Raw genomic sequence first — 15,916 nt, 5'->3', positions numbered from 1 at the left:
AGAAATGCGCCATTTCTGGCTATTTCAGAATTGGCACAGTTCTGGCTATGGAGGATTCAGGACACAGGAGTCCTTCAGAAGTTCCTCCAAGGCCAGCGAATCCATGAAAAAAGACCAGAACAACGTAGTGCACCTGCATCAGCGCGATCTGACGAGCGCCCTGGAGCGGTTGAATAGAATCACTGGTCTGCAGTTCAGCAGCTGGCCCGAATCGCTCCTGCCGTCCGTCTCGCAAGAGGCCGCCGAACCCGCTGCAGCCGAGTCGTCGGACGACGACGCACTGGTACGTCAGCTGGGCTGAATCTTCACAGGCTGGTGGCTACCGGACGCGTTGCGCCGGCCTGCTGTTCCACCGCCTGCATGAAGACTTCCTCGGCGATTACCCGAGTCAGGGGAATGGCCGCGCGCAGCTTGATCTGCGCATCCTCGATCCGCTGTGAAAACGGCAGCCGGGCTACGGCAGACAACAGAATTCGGCTCTGCTTGTTGACCGTGCCATGGTCGATCACCACTTCCCGGCTGCGCTCGCCATCGCGGTAGCTGAGCAGCAACGTCACCGGCAGTTCCGCCACGCCGGGCAAATGCAGCCAGACCGCGACATTGAAGTCGGCCAGGCGTCCCCCGTTGGCCGCATTGGCCGGCCGTGCGCTGGCGACAATATGGCTGGGAACCTTGCTGACAAGCTGGTCTGTAGGCTGCATCGGGCTGTCCTGTCGATGGAGGCTGGCGTACTTGGCGCCAGTCGCATTCTGAAGGCCGCTGAATAGTCGGCGAACGAGAGTCGTCCCGGAAGTCAGGACGAACGTTCGAATTATAGGGAGGAGGCTCCCAGGCATTCCGGGCTTACTGCCGATCTTGCCTGTGACATTTCTCCCAAAATCGACAATCAGGCCAGGCGCAGCGGGTGGCGAGCTACCAATGGCGTGCTGAGGTTGGCGACGGGCAGCGGCAGGATGGTCTGGTTGTCGAAGCTGGCCAGTTGCAGCCACAGGTTCTCACCTTCGACGAACTGCCCCTGGGCTACCCAGAGCCCGTGATACCAGCCGTTGCCCGGTTCCGGCGTACTCTGCAGGACGCCGGGGTGACGCTGTGCGTCAGGCGCGCGGCGCAGCCAGACCGGACGGGGAAGTCCCTTCAGGTAGCGCAGGCCGAGGTGCAGTCCATCGTTGTTGAGGTGCCGCCAGCGCACCACCGCAAGGGTTGGCGTGCCGCCGTTGCCGGGAATCAGCAGCAACTGGCCGACCGGCAGCTGCCCGGCCTGCTGGCCGGTGCAGAGGATGCGGGCGCCGCCTGCGCTGGCGTCCATCAGTGCCGCTTCACGGCAGGGACTGGTCGAACTGTCCAGCAGGTGCTGCTGAATAGCCGGAAGGCCGACGACTACGCGGCAGGTGCCCTTCTGTTCGGCACGCTCATGACGGCGCGTCTGGTGTCCAAGCCAATGCTGGCGGACGCGCTCCAGCAGCACGGCCTGGTCCAGGCGACGCAGTGGCGCCGGGTCGTGCAGGGCAATCAGCAGGGCGCCCAGTTCCAGTCGGCGCAGTTGATCGGCCGGCGCGTCAGTAGCCTGTTCGACTGCAAGGCAGGGCTCGTCCGAGCCAAGGTCGACGACGAAGCCTTCCTGTTCCTCATCGTCCCAGGGCAGCAGGCGGCCCAGCGCGGCCAGCGGCGCCAGGGCTGAGAACAGCTGGGGGGCTTCGCCTTCAGTCAGGTGGAACGGGTTGCTCAGGGCCAGCAGCAGGATCTGCTGGTACAGCCCGCGCAAGGTGCCGGCAGGAATCGGGTCGAAAGCCGCCGCCACCGGTTCGTCCAGGCACTCCTGATGCTCACCGATCCAGTACAGAAGGTGGCTGTCGCGCCACAGGCTGCCCGGTGGCTGCTGGTATTGCTGGTAGTGACGCAGCAGGGCCTGGGCGAGGAAGTGCTGGGCCATGTACAGGCACCAGGCCATGTGCGGCCGCGACGGCTTGCGGCCGTGCAGGATCTGCAGCAGCAGGCGCTTGAAGCCGGCGGCGAGTTCGCTGCAGAAGTGTACGAAGAGCGCTGGCGGCACCTTTTCCTGGCGAATCAACCGTTCGTAATGCCGGTATTCTTCGCTGAGGCTTTGCAGGGCGCGTTGTCTTTCCAGTAAGGTCAGCGCGCATCGGTTGAGGCGGAACAGCGTGCCCAGCGCCTTCTGCAGACCTTCCTGCAGGGGCTGTTGCCGCGATTCCTGGAGCCTGACCGCCAGGTTGCTCATTGCCTCGGCGTCTTCTTCGAGGATGTCCGGCACCTCCAGGCGCAGGGCATCGAGCATCATGACCACCCCGCATACACGAGGATTGAAGGCATGGGAGTGCGGCTCCGTATTGTGATTGGCTTGATGGCCGGCCTGATCCTGGCCGGCTGCTCGGCGGACTATGGCACCGATCAGCATGGACAGAAAGTACCCGCTGCGAGCGTAGATGGCCAGTGGCTAGTTATTAATTACTGGGCGGAATGGTGTGCGCCGTGTCGCAAGGAGATTCCCGAGCTGAATCATCTGGCGCAAGAGGGCAAGGCGAAGGGCTTCCGGGTGCTGGGGGTGAACTTCGACGGGCTGCGCGACGCGGACCTGGCGAAGGCCTCGCAGGACCTGGGCGTGCAGTACACCGTACTGGCCGACGACCCCGCGCCGCGCTACAGCCTGCCGCGCAGCGAAGCGCTGCCTGTAACCTACATCATCGACCCTGAGGGCAAGATGCGCGAGCAGTTGCTCGGCGAGCAGACCGCCGCCGGCCTGCAGGCGCGACTGAGCGCATTGCGAGAGGAGAAACAGTGATGGCGAGGGTCTGTCTGCACGGCTACATCAGCGGCAAGGTGCAGGGCGTCTATTACCGCCAGAGCACCCAGGAACAGGCAGATCGACTGGAGATCGATGGCTGGGTGCGCAACCTCGAGGACGGGCGCGTCGAGCTGTTGATCGAAGGTGAGGAGGATGCGGTGCGCGAGCTGGAGAAGTGGCTGGCGCGCGGCCCGGTGAAAGCCAAGGTGACTGCGGTGGAGCTGCAGCCGATGACACCCCAGGGCATCACCGGCTTCATCGTTCGCCGCTAGCCGTCAGTTGCTGACGCCGGGGTCCGCCGCCAGGCGACCGGCGTCGGTCATCAGGCTGTGGAGGAATTCCTTCTGCAGCTCCGGATCGTTGCGGGTCAGCTCGATCAGGCTCTGTTCCAGTTCGCTCGCCTCCTCTTCCAGGCCGAGGTCGGAGAGGCGCTTCACCCGGTGTACCCAGTGGTGCACGTCGTCACCTTCCAGGTCGTCGTAGATCAGTGCGTGGGCTTCCTGCAGCTTGCCGCGCAGGGAGCGGCTGACCAGCAGGCTGGCATCGGCGCGGGTATCGTCCGAAGGGTCCTGGACGCTGAACTGCAGGCGGCCGATGCGGCTGACTTCGTCGTCGCTGAAAGGGCCTTCCAGCAGGTTCAGGCGCAGCACGCCATGGCGGTCGGTGAGCAGCTCCTGGGAGTTCTTCCCAGCCGTGACGGTCACCGGGCGCTCCGACCAGGGCAGGCTGGAGTATTCGGTGCGCTTGTCGCGCTGCTTCTCGTCGATCGATGCCAGGTTCTGCTCGGCGCGGCCGTTGGATTCGACGTTCATGAATGGGTTCATGCCGTCTATGCCATAGCGAATCCAGCCGCGGGTGACGCTTTCGGGCAGGTTGCCGAGAGCGAACACGTTGACCACGTTGGCGCCGATGCCGCCGACGAAGGCGACGATGCCGAGCGGCATTTCGTACACCTTGCGCCAGCCCTGGTACGGCGTGTAGCGGTCGTAGCGACGGGTGACCTCGAACTCGGTGACTTCAAAGGTCTTCTGTTCCTGCACGCGAATGCGGCGCTGCGGCAGTTCCAGGGTGCCCGGCGTGCCCACGTCGATCTGCAGGCTGTGGTCGAGCAGTTTCCGCTCGACTCGCTCTTCATGCTCGCTGCGTTGCGACAACTGGTTGGCGCAGCCGCTCAGCAGGAGGCTGCCGCACAGGGCGGCAGCCGCGAGGCTTGTGGTACTTCCGGTGGACATCGCTCTGCTCAGTTGCGGATCTTGGCCGTGATGAAGGCTTGCAGGTCGGACAAGGCGACAGGCTGCGACTCGGTGTCACGGCGGCCCTTGTATTCCAGGGCGCCTTCGTCCAGGCCGCGCTCGCTGACGACGATGCGGTGCGGGATACCGATCAGCTCCATGTCGGCGAACTTCACGCCGGGGCTGGTCTTCTTGTCGCGGTCGTCCAGCAGCACTTCGAAGCCAGCGGCGGTGAGGTCTGCGTAGAGCTTGTCGGTGGCGGCGCGCACGGCTTCGTTCTCGTACTTCATCGGCACGATGGCGATCTGGAAGGGCGCCAGGGCGGCCGGCCAGAGGATGCCGCGGTCGTCGTAGTTCTGCTCGATGGCGGCGGCGACCACGCGGGATACGCCGATGCCGTAGCAGCCCATGATCAGGGTGACCGGCTTGCCGCTCTCGCCCAGTACGGAGAGCTTCATGGCTTCGCTGTACTTGGTGCCGAGCTGGAAGATGTGACCGACTTCGATGCCGCGACGGATGATCAGCGTGCCCTTGCCGTCCGGGCTCGGGTCGCCCTCGACGACGTTACGCAGGTCGGCGACTTCCGGTACCGGCAGGTCGCGTTCCCAGTTCACGCCGAAGTAGTGCTTGTCGTCGACGTTGGCGCCGGCGGCGAAGTCGCTCATCAGGGCGACGGAACGGTCGATGATGCAGGGCAGCGGCAGGTTCAGCGGGCCGAGTGAGCCGGGAGCGGCGCCGATGGCGGCCTTGATGTCCGCTTCGCTGGCCATCTGCAGGGGGCTGGCCACCAGCGGGTGGTTGCCGGCCTTGATTTCGTTGAGCTCGTGGTCGCCACGGACGATCAGGGCGATCAGCTCGCCTTCCTCGGCGGCGTGCACCACCAGGGTCTTGATGGTCTTCTCGATCGGCAGGCCGAACTTCTCCACCAGGGCGGCGATGGTCTTGGTCTCGGGGGTGTCGACCAGGCGCAGCTCTTCGCTGGCGGCGCCACGAGCGGTTTCGCGTGGCAGGGCCTCGGCCTTCTCGATGTTGGCGGCGTAGTCGGTGGATTCGCCGAAGACGATGTCGTCCTCGCCGGAGCCGGCCAGTACGTGGAATTCATGGGAGCCGCTGCCGCCGATGGAGCCGTTGTCGGCCTGCACGGCGCGGAAATCCAGGCCCAGGCGGGTGAAGATCTTGCTGTACGCGCCGTACATGACGTCGTAGGTCGCCTGCAGCGAGTCCTGGCTGGCGTGGAAGGAGTAGGCGTCCTTCATGATGAACTCGCGGCCGCGCATCAGGCCGAAGCGCGGACGGATCTCGTCACGGAACTTGGTCTGGATCTGGTACATGTTGATCGGCAGCTGCTTGTAGCTGTTCAGCTCGTTGCGCGCGAGGTCGGTGATCACCTCCTCGTGGGTCGGGCCGACGCAGAAGTCGCGGTCATGGCGATCCTTCAGGCGCAGCAGCTCGGGGCCGTACTGCTGCCAGCGGCCGGATTCCTGCCACAGCTCGGCGGGCTGGATGGCGGGCATCAGCACTTCCAGGGCGCCGGCGGCATTCATCTCTTCGCGAACGATGGTCTCCACCTTGCGCAGTACCCGCAGACCCATTGGCAGCCAGGTGTAGAGACCGGACGCCAGCTTGCGGATCATGCCGGCGCGCAGCATCAGCTGATGGCTGATGACGACCGCATCGGAAGGGGTTTCTTTCAGGGTGGACAGCAGGTACTGACTGGTACGCATCTTTGGCCGTTTTGTCGGTTGCGAAGGGGAATATAGGCTGGGCATTGTACGGTGCAGGTCTGGCTGCGTACAGGGCGCGGCGGGCGGAGACGGAGGAGTGGCGTGAGTCGATTGAATGCAGCCCAGGTACAGGCGTTCATCCGTGCGGGATTGCCCATGGCGGACGAGATGGATTTCCGCATCGATGCCCTGGAGGGGCGCAGTGCCTTCGCGCGGATCCCCTTTCATGGAAAGCTGGTGAGGCCGGGCGGAACGGTGTCCGGGCCGACCATCATGGCGCTGGCGGACGCGGCGATGTACGCGGTGATCCTGGCGCAGCTGGATAACGTCGAGATGGCCGTTACTTCCAACCTGAATATCAACTTTCTCAGCAAGCCGAAGCCGGAAGACCTGTTGGCCGAGGCGAAGATATTGAAACTGGGGCGGCGGCAGGTGGTTTGCGAAGTAGCTGTCTACTCGGTCAGCAATCCGCAGGAGTTGGTCGCCCATGTCACCGGCACTTATGTATTGCCGATGTAACAGATACGTTCAAAGTTGTAGGTAAGTTGCAATAAAAAAGCCCGGCAGAAGCCGGGCTTTTTAGTTACCTGCAGTTCGTTCTGGATTACAGAACGGACAGCGGGTAGTCGATGATCAGGCGGAATTCATCAACGTTGCCTTCAGCCTGGTCGGCGTTGGCGCGGTGCCAAGCCTGACGAGCGCGGAAGGACAGGTCTTTTGCCGGGCCGCTCTGGATAACGTATTTGGCTTCCAGGTTGGTCTCGCGATGTTTGCCGTCCGGACCATAGCCGTAGTTGGCGTAGGGGCTGGTCGGATCGATCTTGTCGCCGTCGATGTCCTTACCGTAGATGTAGCGGCCCATGAAGGTCAGGCCCGGAACACCGTACTCGGCCATGTTCAGGTCGTAACGGCCTTGCAGGGATTTTTCACCCGGGCCGTTGAAGTCGGAGTACTGAACGGAGTTGGCGAGGAAGATCGAGTCGCCGCCGGCGTTGTTGTCGCCGATGCCGATGTAGTCGAACGGAGTGTTGCCGTTCACCTTCTGGAAGGCCAGGGTCAGGGTGTGCGCGCTGATGGTGTAAGCAGCGGCCAGCGAGAAGGTGTTGTTGCTGATGTCACCCAGCTTGGCGGAGCCAGCATCGGTAGTGCGGTAGTAGTTGAAGTCCAGGCCGAGGGACTGATTGTCAGCGATCGGCAGGGTGTAGTTCAGGTTGACGTAGTACTGGTTCCACAGGTCTTCGACCTTGGCGCCGTACAGAGAAGCCGAGAGTTGGTCATTGATGGCGTATTTGCCACCCAGGAAGTCAGCGCTGTTGGCGGTTACGCCACCGTACTGGGACCAGATCTCACCGTCACGGTTGGTGGTGTCCTGGCCGGTACCGGAGTAGAAGTGACCGCCTTCCAGATCCAGGCCGTCGATTTCGCTGCTCATCAGGCTGAAGCCGCTGGCGGTTTGCGGCAGCAGGCGGGTGCCGCCTACAGCGAACACCGGAGCGGTAGGCTGCATGTCGCCGAATTTCAGCTCGGTCTTGGAGATACGGACTTTGACCGCTGCGCCGGCTTTGCCGAAGTCGTCAGCCTTGTCGCCGTCATCGTGGACCGGCAGGTTGCCGGTGCCGCCGTAGCCGCTGCCACCGTCGAGTTTCAGACCCAGGTAGCCGAAAGCGTCAACGCCGAAACCAACGGTGCCTTGGGTGAAGCCGGAGTTGTAATTGGCCCAGAAACCTTGGGTCCAGTCACGGGCATCGGTGGCGCCGTCTTTCTTGTTGCGATTGAAGTAGTAGTTGCGAACCAGGAAGTTCAGGCTGCTGTCTTCGACAAAGCCTTTAGCGTCAGCCTGATTGCCTACGAAGGGCTCGGCCATTGCCAGTTGTGTGCTGCCTGCAGAAACGGCCAGGGCGATGGCGCTCCACTTCATCACTTTCATTGTGATTGCTCCTTTGGTTTTGAAATTATTCGCCATCACTAATGCCGCGGTGACGGCTCTTTCTTTTTTTGTCGGCGCTAACTTATAGCACGCGTGTTCAGTTGGCGATAGTTGCCCAAATGAACACACAAAATCTTTACGGGACTGTCGCAAAGCTGCATGACGCATGTCGCATTCAAGCAGTTCTCATGTTGCAAAAAGAGATTGCCCCCTGATTGCTTCATTGATGCCTCAGTCCTTGTGGTTCTCTATTCCATTGACCACTTCTTAAGTTCCCTCGCCTCCGCGTCCACTTCTCGAGTTGGGGTGGCCGTCGGTGCGTTGTCCTTGCCTCTAGCAACAACCGTGCACAAATGCCTGGTGCTGCCTTCACAGTGTTCGTCTTGCGACGCGTTGACGCATTTCACGGCTTCCGTTGGGGATTTGCAACATCCACGAGCACGCATGTCGTTTTCTGGCATCCCGTAGTTGTAGCTGTTTAAACGATTTTTCGCTGCGGATTGCCGTGATTGCCGTGCAGATTCCTGCACGCGCCTGTTGTCGGGATATGCCAATCCGCGTCATGCGCGATCCTGGTGCGGCGCTGCAAAGGGCGTGCTCCGGGACGATGCGTCGGTCGGGCATGTTCGCCGGAAGGGCTCTCTAGTATTCTTCGCGCCCTTCGGCTCCCCGTGGAGCTAGGCTTAAACAAGGCTCGTCGAACAGGAGAGGTCTTATGTTCGCCCTGGATTCCCGTCTCCAGCAGGACACCGTTGCGCTGGGTGATTTCCCGCTGAGCAGCCTGCTGTTGATGAATGACTCGCAGTACCCGTGGTTCATCCTGGTTCCGCGTCGCGAAGACGTCAGTGAGATCTTCCAGCTGGATTCTGCCGATCAGCAGCAGTTGTGGCGCGAGGCGACTCAACTGGCGGAAGTGCTCAAGGATACTTTCGACGCGGACAAGATGAACGTGGCCAATCTTGGCAACGTCGTCAGCCAACTGCATGTGCATGTGATTGTGCGCAAGCAGGATGATGTCGCCTGGCCGGGACCAGTCTGGGGCAAGCACCCGGCGGTTCCCTATAAAGAAGAAGAACTGGCGCGGGTGCGCGAGAAACTGCGCATGGCGCTGGGCGATGGCTTTCGCTTCAGTCAGGAGTGAATGATGGATCTGGAGACTCGAGTGATGGACCTGGAGAGCCGGCTGGCCTTCCAGGATGACGCATTGCAGACCTTGAGCGACGTGGTCTACGAGCAGGAGCGGGTGATCGAGCGCACCCGCCTGCAGATGCAGGCGCTGCTCAAGCGCCTGGAAGACCTGCAGGGCCAGGTTGGCGTCGCGGAAGATGACGCTCCGCCGCCGCACTATTGAGCCGCGCTGTTAATAGGTGCAGAAATGAAGAAGCCCGCCGATTGGCGGGCTTTTTCATGGAGCTGTGAATCAGCGGCGGTTGGGCAGGGCGGCGATCACGTCTTCCGCCTGCAGGCCCTTGTCGCGCTGGACTACCGAGAACTCCACGCGCTGCCCTTCGATCAGGATGCGGTGGCCCTCGCCGCGAATGGCGCGGAAGTGGACGAAGATGTCCTCGCCCGAGTCGCGGGAAATGAAGCCGAAGCCCTTGGAGGTGTTGAACCATTTCACGGTGCCGGTTTCGCGGTTCTCGCCGAGGAAGGTTTCGATGGGGGCGTGGGGACGTGTCGGGTTCAGGTTGGCGGCCCATTGCAGCACGACTGCGCCGGCCAGGCTCAGCAGTGGCAGCACGATGGCTGGTTGTTCGCCGATGAAAGGCAGCGGCGCGAGCAGGATAAGCACCTGCAGCACCACGGCCAGGACCACCAGGGCGGTGGCCAAGCCTTGCAGGGCTGAAGGCTGTTTCAGGTGGCTGCCCGGCGCGAGCAGGAGGCTGGTCAGGCCGAGCAGGGCCAGATAGATGGCATCGCTCTGTTGCAGATAGGGCAGGGCATCACTGCGCAGACTCGGGATAAGGGACAGCACGAGTGCGGCGACGCCCGTCACGAGATGGACGATCTTGAGCATGGCTACGGATTCACCTTGAGCGGGTAACGAAAAAAGAAGCAGCCGTCCCCAGGTGCGACGCCGGAAAGGAAAATGAAAGCGTGCTGGGCGGCCTATGCGCGAAACGCACGGCGGTTATTTAACAGCAAACCACTTGCCTTCTCAAATCAACCGCTTAGGCCATTCGTAGAGTGAGAGAAGCCCGTCGGGAGTGGCGGGCCTCCTTATATAAGGAGTGTTCACTCGGCGAGCAGGCTGCGCAGCATCCAGGCGGTCTTCTCGTGTACCTGCATGCGCTGGGTCAGCAGGTCGGCGGTCGGCTCGTCCGCCGCCTTGTCGGCCAGCGGCAAGATGCTGCGTGCGGTGCGCACCACCGCTTCCTGGCCTTGTACCAGCAGGCGGATCATCTCCTGGGCGTCCGGCACGCCTTCCTCTTCCTTGATCGAGGACAGGCGCGCGTAAGCGGCGTAAGTGCCCGGCGCCGGGAAGCCCAGGGCGCGGATGCGTTCGGCGATGCTGTCCACGGCCAGGGCCAGTTCCGTGTACTGCCCCTCGAACATCAGGTGCAGGGTGTTGAACATCGGTCCGGTGACGTTCCAGTGGAAATTGTGCGTTTTCAGGTACAGCGTGTAGGTGTCGGCCAGCAGTCGGGACAGGCCTTCGGCGATGGCGGCGCGATCCTGTTCGGCGATTCCGATGTTGATTTCCATGGTGATCTCCTCATCGTTGGCAGGGTGATTCAAAAGCATTGGATTCGAGGCTAACACCGAGGTGGGGGCGAAGCTCTTGGTCTATATCAAGGCAATCGATTGAGCTTTTCTATTAAAGGGCTGTGCGCCTGGCCGGCTTTTACGTCGCCGGAGCCTGGCTGCAACCTGCGGATTTTTCAGGCTATAATCCGCGTCTTTGCCGCGGGACGCGGGCCCGTGGCAGTGTGATCAGTCAAGGTGCCCCATGCCGATTTACGAGTACCAGTGCCAGTCCTGCGCGCATCAGCTGGAATCGCTGCAGAAGATCAGCGATGCGCCGTTGGTCGATTGTCCGGCCTGCAAGGCTCCCGAATTGAAGAAGATGTTGTCGGCTCCGGGTTTCCGCCTGGGCGGCAGCGGTTGGTACGAGACTGACTTCAAGACCGGAGCGAAGAAGAACCTCGCCTCCGGCGATGCCTCAGCGGCCTCTCCGGCCACCGGTTGCGGTGGTGGCGGCTGTTCCGCCAGCGAATGAGCGGTTCCCTAGAATTCAAGACTTTCGAGAAGCGAAACACACCATGATGCGCAGCCACTATTGCGGCCAGTTGAACGAGAGCCTGGACGGCCAGGTAGTCACTCTTTGCGGTTGGGTACACCGTCGCCGCGACCACGGCGGGGTGATCTTCCTCGACGTGCGTGATCGTGAAGGTCTGGCCCAGGTGGTATTCGACCCGGATCGCGTCGAGACCTTCGCCAAGGCCGACCGTGTGCGCAGCGAGTACGTGGTGAAGATCACCGGCAAGGTGCGCCTGCGCCCTGAAGGCGCGCGCAACTCGAACATGGCTTCCGGCGCCATCGAAGTGCTGGGGCATGAACTGGAAGTGCTGAACCAGGCCGAAACCCCGCCGTTCCCGCTGGATGAATACTCCGACGTGGGCGAGGAAACCCGCCTGCGCTACCGCTTCATCGACCTGCGTCGCCCGGAGATGGCCGCCAAGCTGAAGCTGCGTGCGCGCATCACCAGCAGCATCCGCCGCTACCTGGACGACAACGGTTTCCTCGACGTGGAAACCCCGATCCTCGGTCGCCCGACTCCGGAAGGCGCGCGTGACTACCTGGTGCCGAGCCGCACCTACCCGGGTCACTTCTTCGCCCTGCCGCAGTCGCCCCAGCTGTTCAAGCAGCTGCTGATGGTGGCCGGCTTCGACCGCTACTACCAGATCGCCAAGTGCTTCCGCGATGAAGACCTGCGTGCCGACCGTCAGCCGGAATTCACCCAGATCGACATCGAAACCAGCTTCCTCGAAGAAAGCGACATCATCGAGATCACCGAGAAGATGGTTCGCCAGCTGTTCAAGGAAGTGCTGAACGTCGAGTTCGACGAATTCCCGCACATGCCGTTCGAAGAGGCCATGCGCCGCTACGGTTCGGACAAGCCTGACCTGCGCATTCCGCTGGAACTGGTCGACGTGGCCGATCAGCTGAAGGACGTCGAGTTCAAGGTCTTCTCCGGCCCGGCCAACGATCCGAAGGGCCGCGTTGCCGCCCTGCGCGTTCCGGGCGGTGCGAGCATGCCGCGCAAGCAGATCGACGACTACACCAAGTTCGTCGGCATCTACGGCGCCAAGGGTCTGGCCTACATCAAGGTCAACGAACGCGCCAAGGGCGTGGAAGGCCTGCAGTCGCCGATCGTGAAGAACATCGCCGAGCCGAACCTGAACGAGATCCTTGATCGCGTTGGCGCGGTCGATGGCGACATCGTGTTCTTCGGCGCCGACAAGGCCAAGATCGTCTGCGACGCCCTGGGCGCGCTGCGCATCAAGGTCGGCCATGACCTCAACCTGCTCACCAAGGAGTGGGCGCCGATGTGGGTCGTGGACTTCCCGATGTTCGAAGAGAACGACGATGGCAGCCTGACTTCCCTGCACCACCCGTTCACCGCGCCCAAGTGCACCCCGGAAGAGCTGGAGGCCAACCCGGCCGGCAAGCTGTCCCGTGCCTACGACATGGTGCTCAACGGCACCGAGCTGGGCGGCGGCTCCATCCGTATTCATGACAAGTCCATGCAGCAGGCGGTGTTCCGCGTGCTCGGCATCGATGATGCGGAGCAGGAAGAGAAGTTCGGCTTCCTCCTCGACGCCCTCAAGTACGGTGCACCGCCGCACGGTGGCCTGGCCTTCGGCCTGGACCGCCTGGTGATGCTGATGACCGGCGCGGCCTCGATCCGCGAAGTCATCGCCTTCCCGAAAACCCAGAGCGCCGGCGACGTCATGACCCAGGCTCCGGGCACTGTGGATGCCAAGGCCCTGCGCGAGCTGAACATCCGCCTGCGCGAGCAGCAGAAGGCCGCCGAGTAAGTCGATCCAGATTGCCGCGGCGCCCGCAAGCCGGGCGCCGCGTGCGAAGCAAACAAGCGATACGGAGTGAGTTATGGCTGGTCATTCCAAATGGGCCAACATCAAGCACCGCAAGGAACGTCAGGACGCCAAGAAGGGCAAGATCTTCACCAAGCTCATCCGTGAGCTGACCGTCGCTGCCAAGCAGGGCGGGGGGATTCCGGCGGACAACCCGCGTCTGCGCCTGGCCGTGGACAAGGCGCTGACTGCCAACATGACCCGCGACACCATTGATCGCGCCATCCAGCGTGGCGTGGGCTCCAGCGAAGCGGACAACATGGCCGAGCTGACCTACGAAGGTTATGCACCCAGCGGCGTGGCGATCATCGTTGAAGCGATGACCGACAACCGCAACCGCACCGCGGCCGAAGTGCGTCATGCCTTCAGCAAGTGCGGCGGTAACCTGGGTACCGATGGTTCGGTGGCCTACATGTTCGAGCGCAAGGGTCAGATCAGCTATGCGCCGGGCGTGAACGAAGAAGCCCTGATGGATGCCGCGCTGGAAGCCGGCGCCGACGACGTGGTGGTCAACGATGACGGTTCCATCGATGTTTTCACCACCTTCGCCGACTTCATCTCGGTCAATGAAGCGCTGACCGAAGCCGGTTTCAAGGGCGACGACGCCGAGATCACCATGATCCCGTCGACCACCGCGACCCTGGACCTGGACACCGCACAGAAGGTCCTCAAGCTGATCGACATGCTCGAGGACCTGGACGACGTGCAGAACGTCTACTCCAATGCGGATATCCCGGACGAGGTGATGGCCCAGCTGGGCTGATCCCACCACCGGCGCTGGTCTGAAGCCGGAAGCGGGAGTGGTCGTCAGCGGCGCCTCCCGCTTCCGGTTTTTGTTATCTGAAGTACAGGTTACGGAAAAGGTTTGATCGGACGGACATGACCCTGATTCTCGGTATCGACCCAGGTTCACGGATAACCGGCTTCGGCGTGGTGCGCGACACCGGTCGTGGCTGCGAGTACGTGGCATCGGGCTGCATCCGTACCGGCAACGGCGAACTGTTCGAGCGCCTGCAGATCGTCTTTCGTGGTGTGCGCGAGGTCATCCAGACCTATCAGCCGACCATGATGGGCATCGAACAGGTGTTCATGGCGCGCAACGCCGACTCGGCGCTGAAGCTGGGGCAGGCGCGCGGCGCGGCCATAGTCGCTGCGGCGGAGGAGGGCTTGCAGATCGCCGAGTACACGGCGAGCCAGGTCAAACAGGCGATTGCCGGTACCGGTGGCGCGGACAAGCAGCAGGTCCAGATGATGGTCATGCACCTGCTCAAGCTCGTGCAGAAGCCGCAGATCGACGCCTCCGACGCCCTGGCCATCGCCCTGTGCCACGCGCACACCCGGCAGAGCCTGGTGCCACACGGCCTGGTAGGCGCCCGCCGACGTGGCGGGCGCTTGCGCCTGTGATATCCGGAAAAACATTGAGCAAGGACAAACACCCGTGATTGGACGCCTGCGTGGCACCCTGGCGGAAAAACAACCGCCGCACCTGATCGTCGATGTGAATGGCGTGGGCTACGAGCTCGAAGTGCCGATGACCACCCTGTATCGCCTGCCGAGCCTGGGCGAGCCGGTGACCCTGCACACCCACCTCGTGGTGCGCGAGGATGCCCACCTGCTCTACGGCTTTGCCGAGAAGCGCGAGCGCGAGCTGTTTCGCGAGCTGATCCGCCTCAATGGCGTGGGCCCGAAGCTGGCGCTGGCGCTGATGTCGGGGCTGGAAGTCGATGAGCTGGTGCGTTGCGTGCAGGCGCAGGATACTTCCACCCTGGTGAAGATTCCGGGCGTGGGCAAGAAGACTGCCGAACGCCTGCTGGTGGAGCTGAAAGATCGCTTCAAGGCGTGGGAAAATATTCCTTCCATCGCGCCGTTGGTGGTGGAACCCCGACTGGTTGCCGCAGTCTCAAGCGCCGAGTCCGATGCGGTCAGTGCGCTGATCGCCCTGGGCTTCAAACCCCAGGAGGCGAGCCGCGCCGTGGCCGCCGTGCAGGAGGAAGGCTTGTCCAGCGAAGAACTCATCCGTCGTGCCCTCAAGGGCATGGTCTAGGTAGCCATCGATGATCGAAGCCGATCGCCTGATCTCCTCTGTAACCGGTCGTGACCGCGAAGAGCAGCTCGACCGTGCCATCCGCCCGCTGAAGCTGGCCGACTACGTCGGTCAGCCGGTGGTGCGTGAACAGATGGAGTTGTTCATCCAGGCGGCCCGTGGGCGCCAGGAGGCCCTCGATCACACGCTGATCTTCGGCCCGCCCGGCCTGGGCAAGACCACCCTGGCGAACATCATCGCCCAGGAAATGGGCGTCTCGATCAAGAGCACTTCCGGCCCGGTGCTGGAGCGGCCTGGCGATCTGGCGGCGCTGTTGACCAACCTCGAACCCAACGACGTGCTGTTCGTGGACGAGATTCACCGCCTTTCGCCCATCGTCGAGGAAGTGCTGTATCCGGCCATGGAGGACTTCCAGCTGGACATCATGATCGGCGAGGGCCCGGCTGCGCGTTCGATCAAGCTCGATCTGCCGCCCTTCACTCTGGTGGGGGCGACCACTCGCGCCGGCATGCTGACCAACCCGCTGCGTGACCGCTTCGGTATCGTGCAGCGTCTGGAGTTCTACGGTGTGGACGACCTGTCCAGCATCGTCGCCCGTTCGGCGGGCATCCTCGGTCTGGAGATCGAGCCGGCGGGCGCCTACGAGATTGCCCGGCGCGCGCGCGGTACGCCGCGGATCGCCAACCGCCTGCTGCGGCGGGTGCGGGATTTCGCCGAGGTGCGCGGCACCGGCCACATCAGCAGCGATATCGCCGACAAGGCGCTGAACCTGCTGGACGTGGATGAAAGAGGCTTCGATCACCAGGATCGCCGCCTGCTGCTGACCATGATCGACAAGTTCGACGGTGGCCCGGTGGGGATCGACAACCTCGCGGCGGCCATCAGCGAAGAAAGACACACGATTGAAGACGTGCTGGAGCCCTATCTGATCCAGCAAGGCTATATCATGCGCACACCTCGGGGGCGTGTAGTGACCCGGCATGCGTACCTGCATTTCGGCCTGAATGTGCCGAAGCGGATGGGGGAGGGGACGACATCGGATCTGTTTGTCCCTGAAGATGGTAATTAATTGCATTTGTAGACGATTGCC

At 62.7% G+C, this 15,916-nt stretch carries 19 protein-coding genes; 12 read left to right on the top strand and 7 right to left on the bottom strand.

The features are described 5' to 3' along the window. Nucleotides 1-103: 103 nt before the first annotated feature. Nucleotides 104-301 carry a hypothetical protein gene (locus tag IB275_RS23095; RefSeq protein WP_192291386.1) on the top strand — a complete coding sequence of 66 codons (198 nt, stop codon included), beginning with the start codon at nt 104-106 and terminating at the stop codon, nt 299-301. 4 nt (nt 302-305) lie between these two features. Here the strand turns inward: IB275_RS23095 and IB275_RS23090 are convergent, their stop codons facing one another. Together IB275_RS23090 and IB275_RS23085 are read right to left on the bottom strand one after the other, a co-directional pair. Then, nucleotides 306-701 (bottom strand): hypothetical protein, encoded by a 396-nt coding sequence (locus IB275_RS23090; protein WP_192291385.1) that lies wholly within the window; start codon nt 699-701, stop codon nt 306-308. A 185-nt stretch (nt 702-886) separates the two neighbouring features. Then, a complete protein-coding gene (locus IB275_RS23085) occupies nt 887-2,296 on the bottom strand; it encodes a PilZ domain-containing protein (RefSeq protein ID WP_192291384.1) in 1,410 nt (469 codons plus the stop codon). A 30-nt stretch (nt 2,297-2,326) separates the two neighbouring features. Here IB275_RS23085 and IB275_RS23080 point away from each other — a divergent pair, with 30 nt between their 5' ends. Together IB275_RS23080 and IB275_RS23075 are read left to right on the top strand one after the other, a co-directional pair. Next, nucleotides 2,327-2,797, top strand: a complete 471-nt coding sequence (locus tag IB275_RS23080) for a TlpA disulfide reductase family protein (protein WP_138215301.1) — start codon at nt 2,327-2,329, stop codon at nt 2,795-2,797. Continuing rightward, complete coding sequence (locus IB275_RS23075; protein WP_192291383.1) at nt 2,797-3,072, top strand: acylphosphatase; 276 nt, start codon at nt 2,797-2,799, stop codon at nt 3,070-3,072. The genes IB275_RS23080 and IB275_RS23075 overlap by 1 nt, the downstream gene beginning before the upstream one ends. A gap of 3 nt (nt 3,073-3,075) precedes the next feature. Here the strand turns inward: IB275_RS23075 and IB275_RS23070 are convergent, their stop codons facing one another. Continuing rightward, complete coding sequence (locus tag IB275_RS23070; protein WP_138215299.1) at nt 3,076-4,032, bottom strand: YceB family lipoprotein; 957 nt, start codon at nt 4,030-4,032, stop codon at nt 3,076-3,078. An 8-nt stretch (nt 4,033-4,040) separates the two neighbouring features. Further along, nucleotides 4,041-5,756, bottom strand: a complete 1,716-nt coding sequence (locus IB275_RS23065) for a proline--tRNA ligase (protein ID WP_192291382.1) — start codon at nt 5,754-5,756, stop codon at nt 4,041-4,043. 111 nt (nt 5,757-5,867) lie between these two features. Between IB275_RS23065 and IB275_RS23060 the strand changes: the two genes are divergently transcribed. Next, nucleotides 5,868-6,275 carry a PaaI family thioesterase gene (locus IB275_RS23060; protein ID WP_139791665.1) on the top strand — a complete coding sequence of 136 codons (408 nt, stop codon included), beginning with the start codon at nt 5,868-5,870 and terminating at the stop codon, nt 6,273-6,275. An 85-nt stretch (nt 6,276-6,360) separates the two neighbouring features. Here the strand turns inward: IB275_RS23060 and IB275_RS23055 are convergent, their stop codons facing one another. Next, complete coding sequence (locus IB275_RS23055; protein WP_138215297.1) at nt 6,361-7,683, bottom strand: OprD family porin; 1,323 nt, start codon at nt 7,681-7,683, stop codon at nt 6,361-6,363. 715 nt (nt 7,684-8,398) lie between these two features. On the opposite strand from IB275_RS23055, the gene IB275_RS23050 reads away from it, so the two are divergent. Together IB275_RS23050 and IB275_RS23045 are read left to right on the top strand one after the other, a co-directional pair. Continuing rightward, complete coding sequence (locus tag IB275_RS23050; protein ID WP_138215296.1) at nt 8,399-8,824, top strand: HIT family protein; 426 nt, start codon at nt 8,399-8,401, stop codon at nt 8,822-8,824. Nucleotides 8,825-8,827: 3 nt separating this feature from the next. Next, nucleotides 8,828-9,034 (top strand): SlyX family protein, encoded by a 207-nt coding sequence (locus IB275_RS23045; protein WP_045210356.1) that lies wholly within the window; start codon nt 8,828-8,830, stop codon nt 9,032-9,034. A 69-nt stretch (nt 9,035-9,103) separates the two neighbouring features. Here the strand turns inward: IB275_RS23045 and IB275_RS23040 are convergent, their stop codons facing one another. Together IB275_RS23040 and IB275_RS23035 are read right to left on the bottom strand one after the other, a co-directional pair. Further along, on the bottom strand, nt 9,104-9,700 hold the full coding sequence (locus tag IB275_RS23040) for a cold-shock protein (protein ID WP_192291381.1): 597 nt from the start codon (nt 9,698-9,700) through the stop codon (nt 9,104-9,106). A 218-nt stretch (nt 9,701-9,918) separates the two neighbouring features. After that, nucleotides 9,919-10,389 (bottom strand): Dps family protein, encoded by a 471-nt coding sequence (locus tag IB275_RS23035; protein WP_192291380.1) that lies wholly within the window; start codon nt 10,387-10,389, stop codon nt 9,919-9,921. A gap of 244 nt (nt 10,390-10,633) precedes the next feature. Between IB275_RS23035 and IB275_RS23030 the strand changes: the two genes are divergently transcribed. The 6 genes from IB275_RS23030 (at nt 10,634) to ruvB (ending at nt 15,895) form a co-directional block, all read left to right on the top strand. After that, nucleotides 10,634-10,903, top strand: a complete 270-nt coding sequence (locus IB275_RS23030; RefSeq protein WP_192291379.1) for an FmdB family zinc ribbon protein — start codon at nt 10,634-10,636, stop codon at nt 10,901-10,903. A gap of 43 nt (nt 10,904-10,946) precedes the next feature. Then, the gene (aspS, locus tag IB275_RS23025) at nt 10,947-12,725 is read left to right on the top strand and encodes an aspartate--tRNA ligase (protein WP_139791666.1); all 1,779 of its coding nucleotides are present in this window, start codon (nt 10,947-10,949) and stop codon (nt 12,723-12,725) included. A gap of 73 nt (nt 12,726-12,798) precedes the next feature. Further along, nucleotides 12,799-13,545 carry a YebC/PmpR family DNA-binding transcriptional regulator gene (locus IB275_RS23020; RefSeq protein WP_192291378.1) on the top strand — a complete coding sequence of 249 codons (747 nt, stop codon included), beginning with the start codon at nt 12,799-12,801 and terminating at the stop codon, nt 13,543-13,545. A gap of 116 nt (nt 13,546-13,661) precedes the next feature. Further along, complete coding sequence (gene ruvC, locus IB275_RS23015; RefSeq protein ID WP_081520158.1) at nt 13,662-14,186, top strand: crossover junction endodeoxyribonuclease RuvC; 525 nt, start codon at nt 13,662-13,664, stop codon at nt 14,184-14,186. A gap of 34 nt (nt 14,187-14,220) precedes the next feature. Then, entirely contained in the window at nt 14,221-14,826 is a 606-nt protein-coding gene (gene ruvA, locus IB275_RS23010) for a Holliday junction branch migration protein RuvA (protein WP_081520159.1), read from the top strand. Nucleotides 14,827-14,836: 10 nt separating this feature from the next. Beyond that, entirely contained in the window at nt 14,837-15,895 is a 1,059-nt protein-coding gene (ruvB, locus tag IB275_RS23005; protein WP_138215289.1) for a Holliday junction branch migration DNA helicase RuvB, read from the top strand. Nucleotides 15,896-15,916: the final 21 nt, after the last annotated feature.

Source organism: Pseudomonas sp. PDM21 (assembly GCF_014852505.2).
GTDB lineage: Bacteria > Pseudomonadota > Gammaproteobacteria > Pseudomonadales > Pseudomonadaceae > Pseudomonas.
This window is presented reverse-complemented; position numbering and strand designations above follow the sequence as displayed.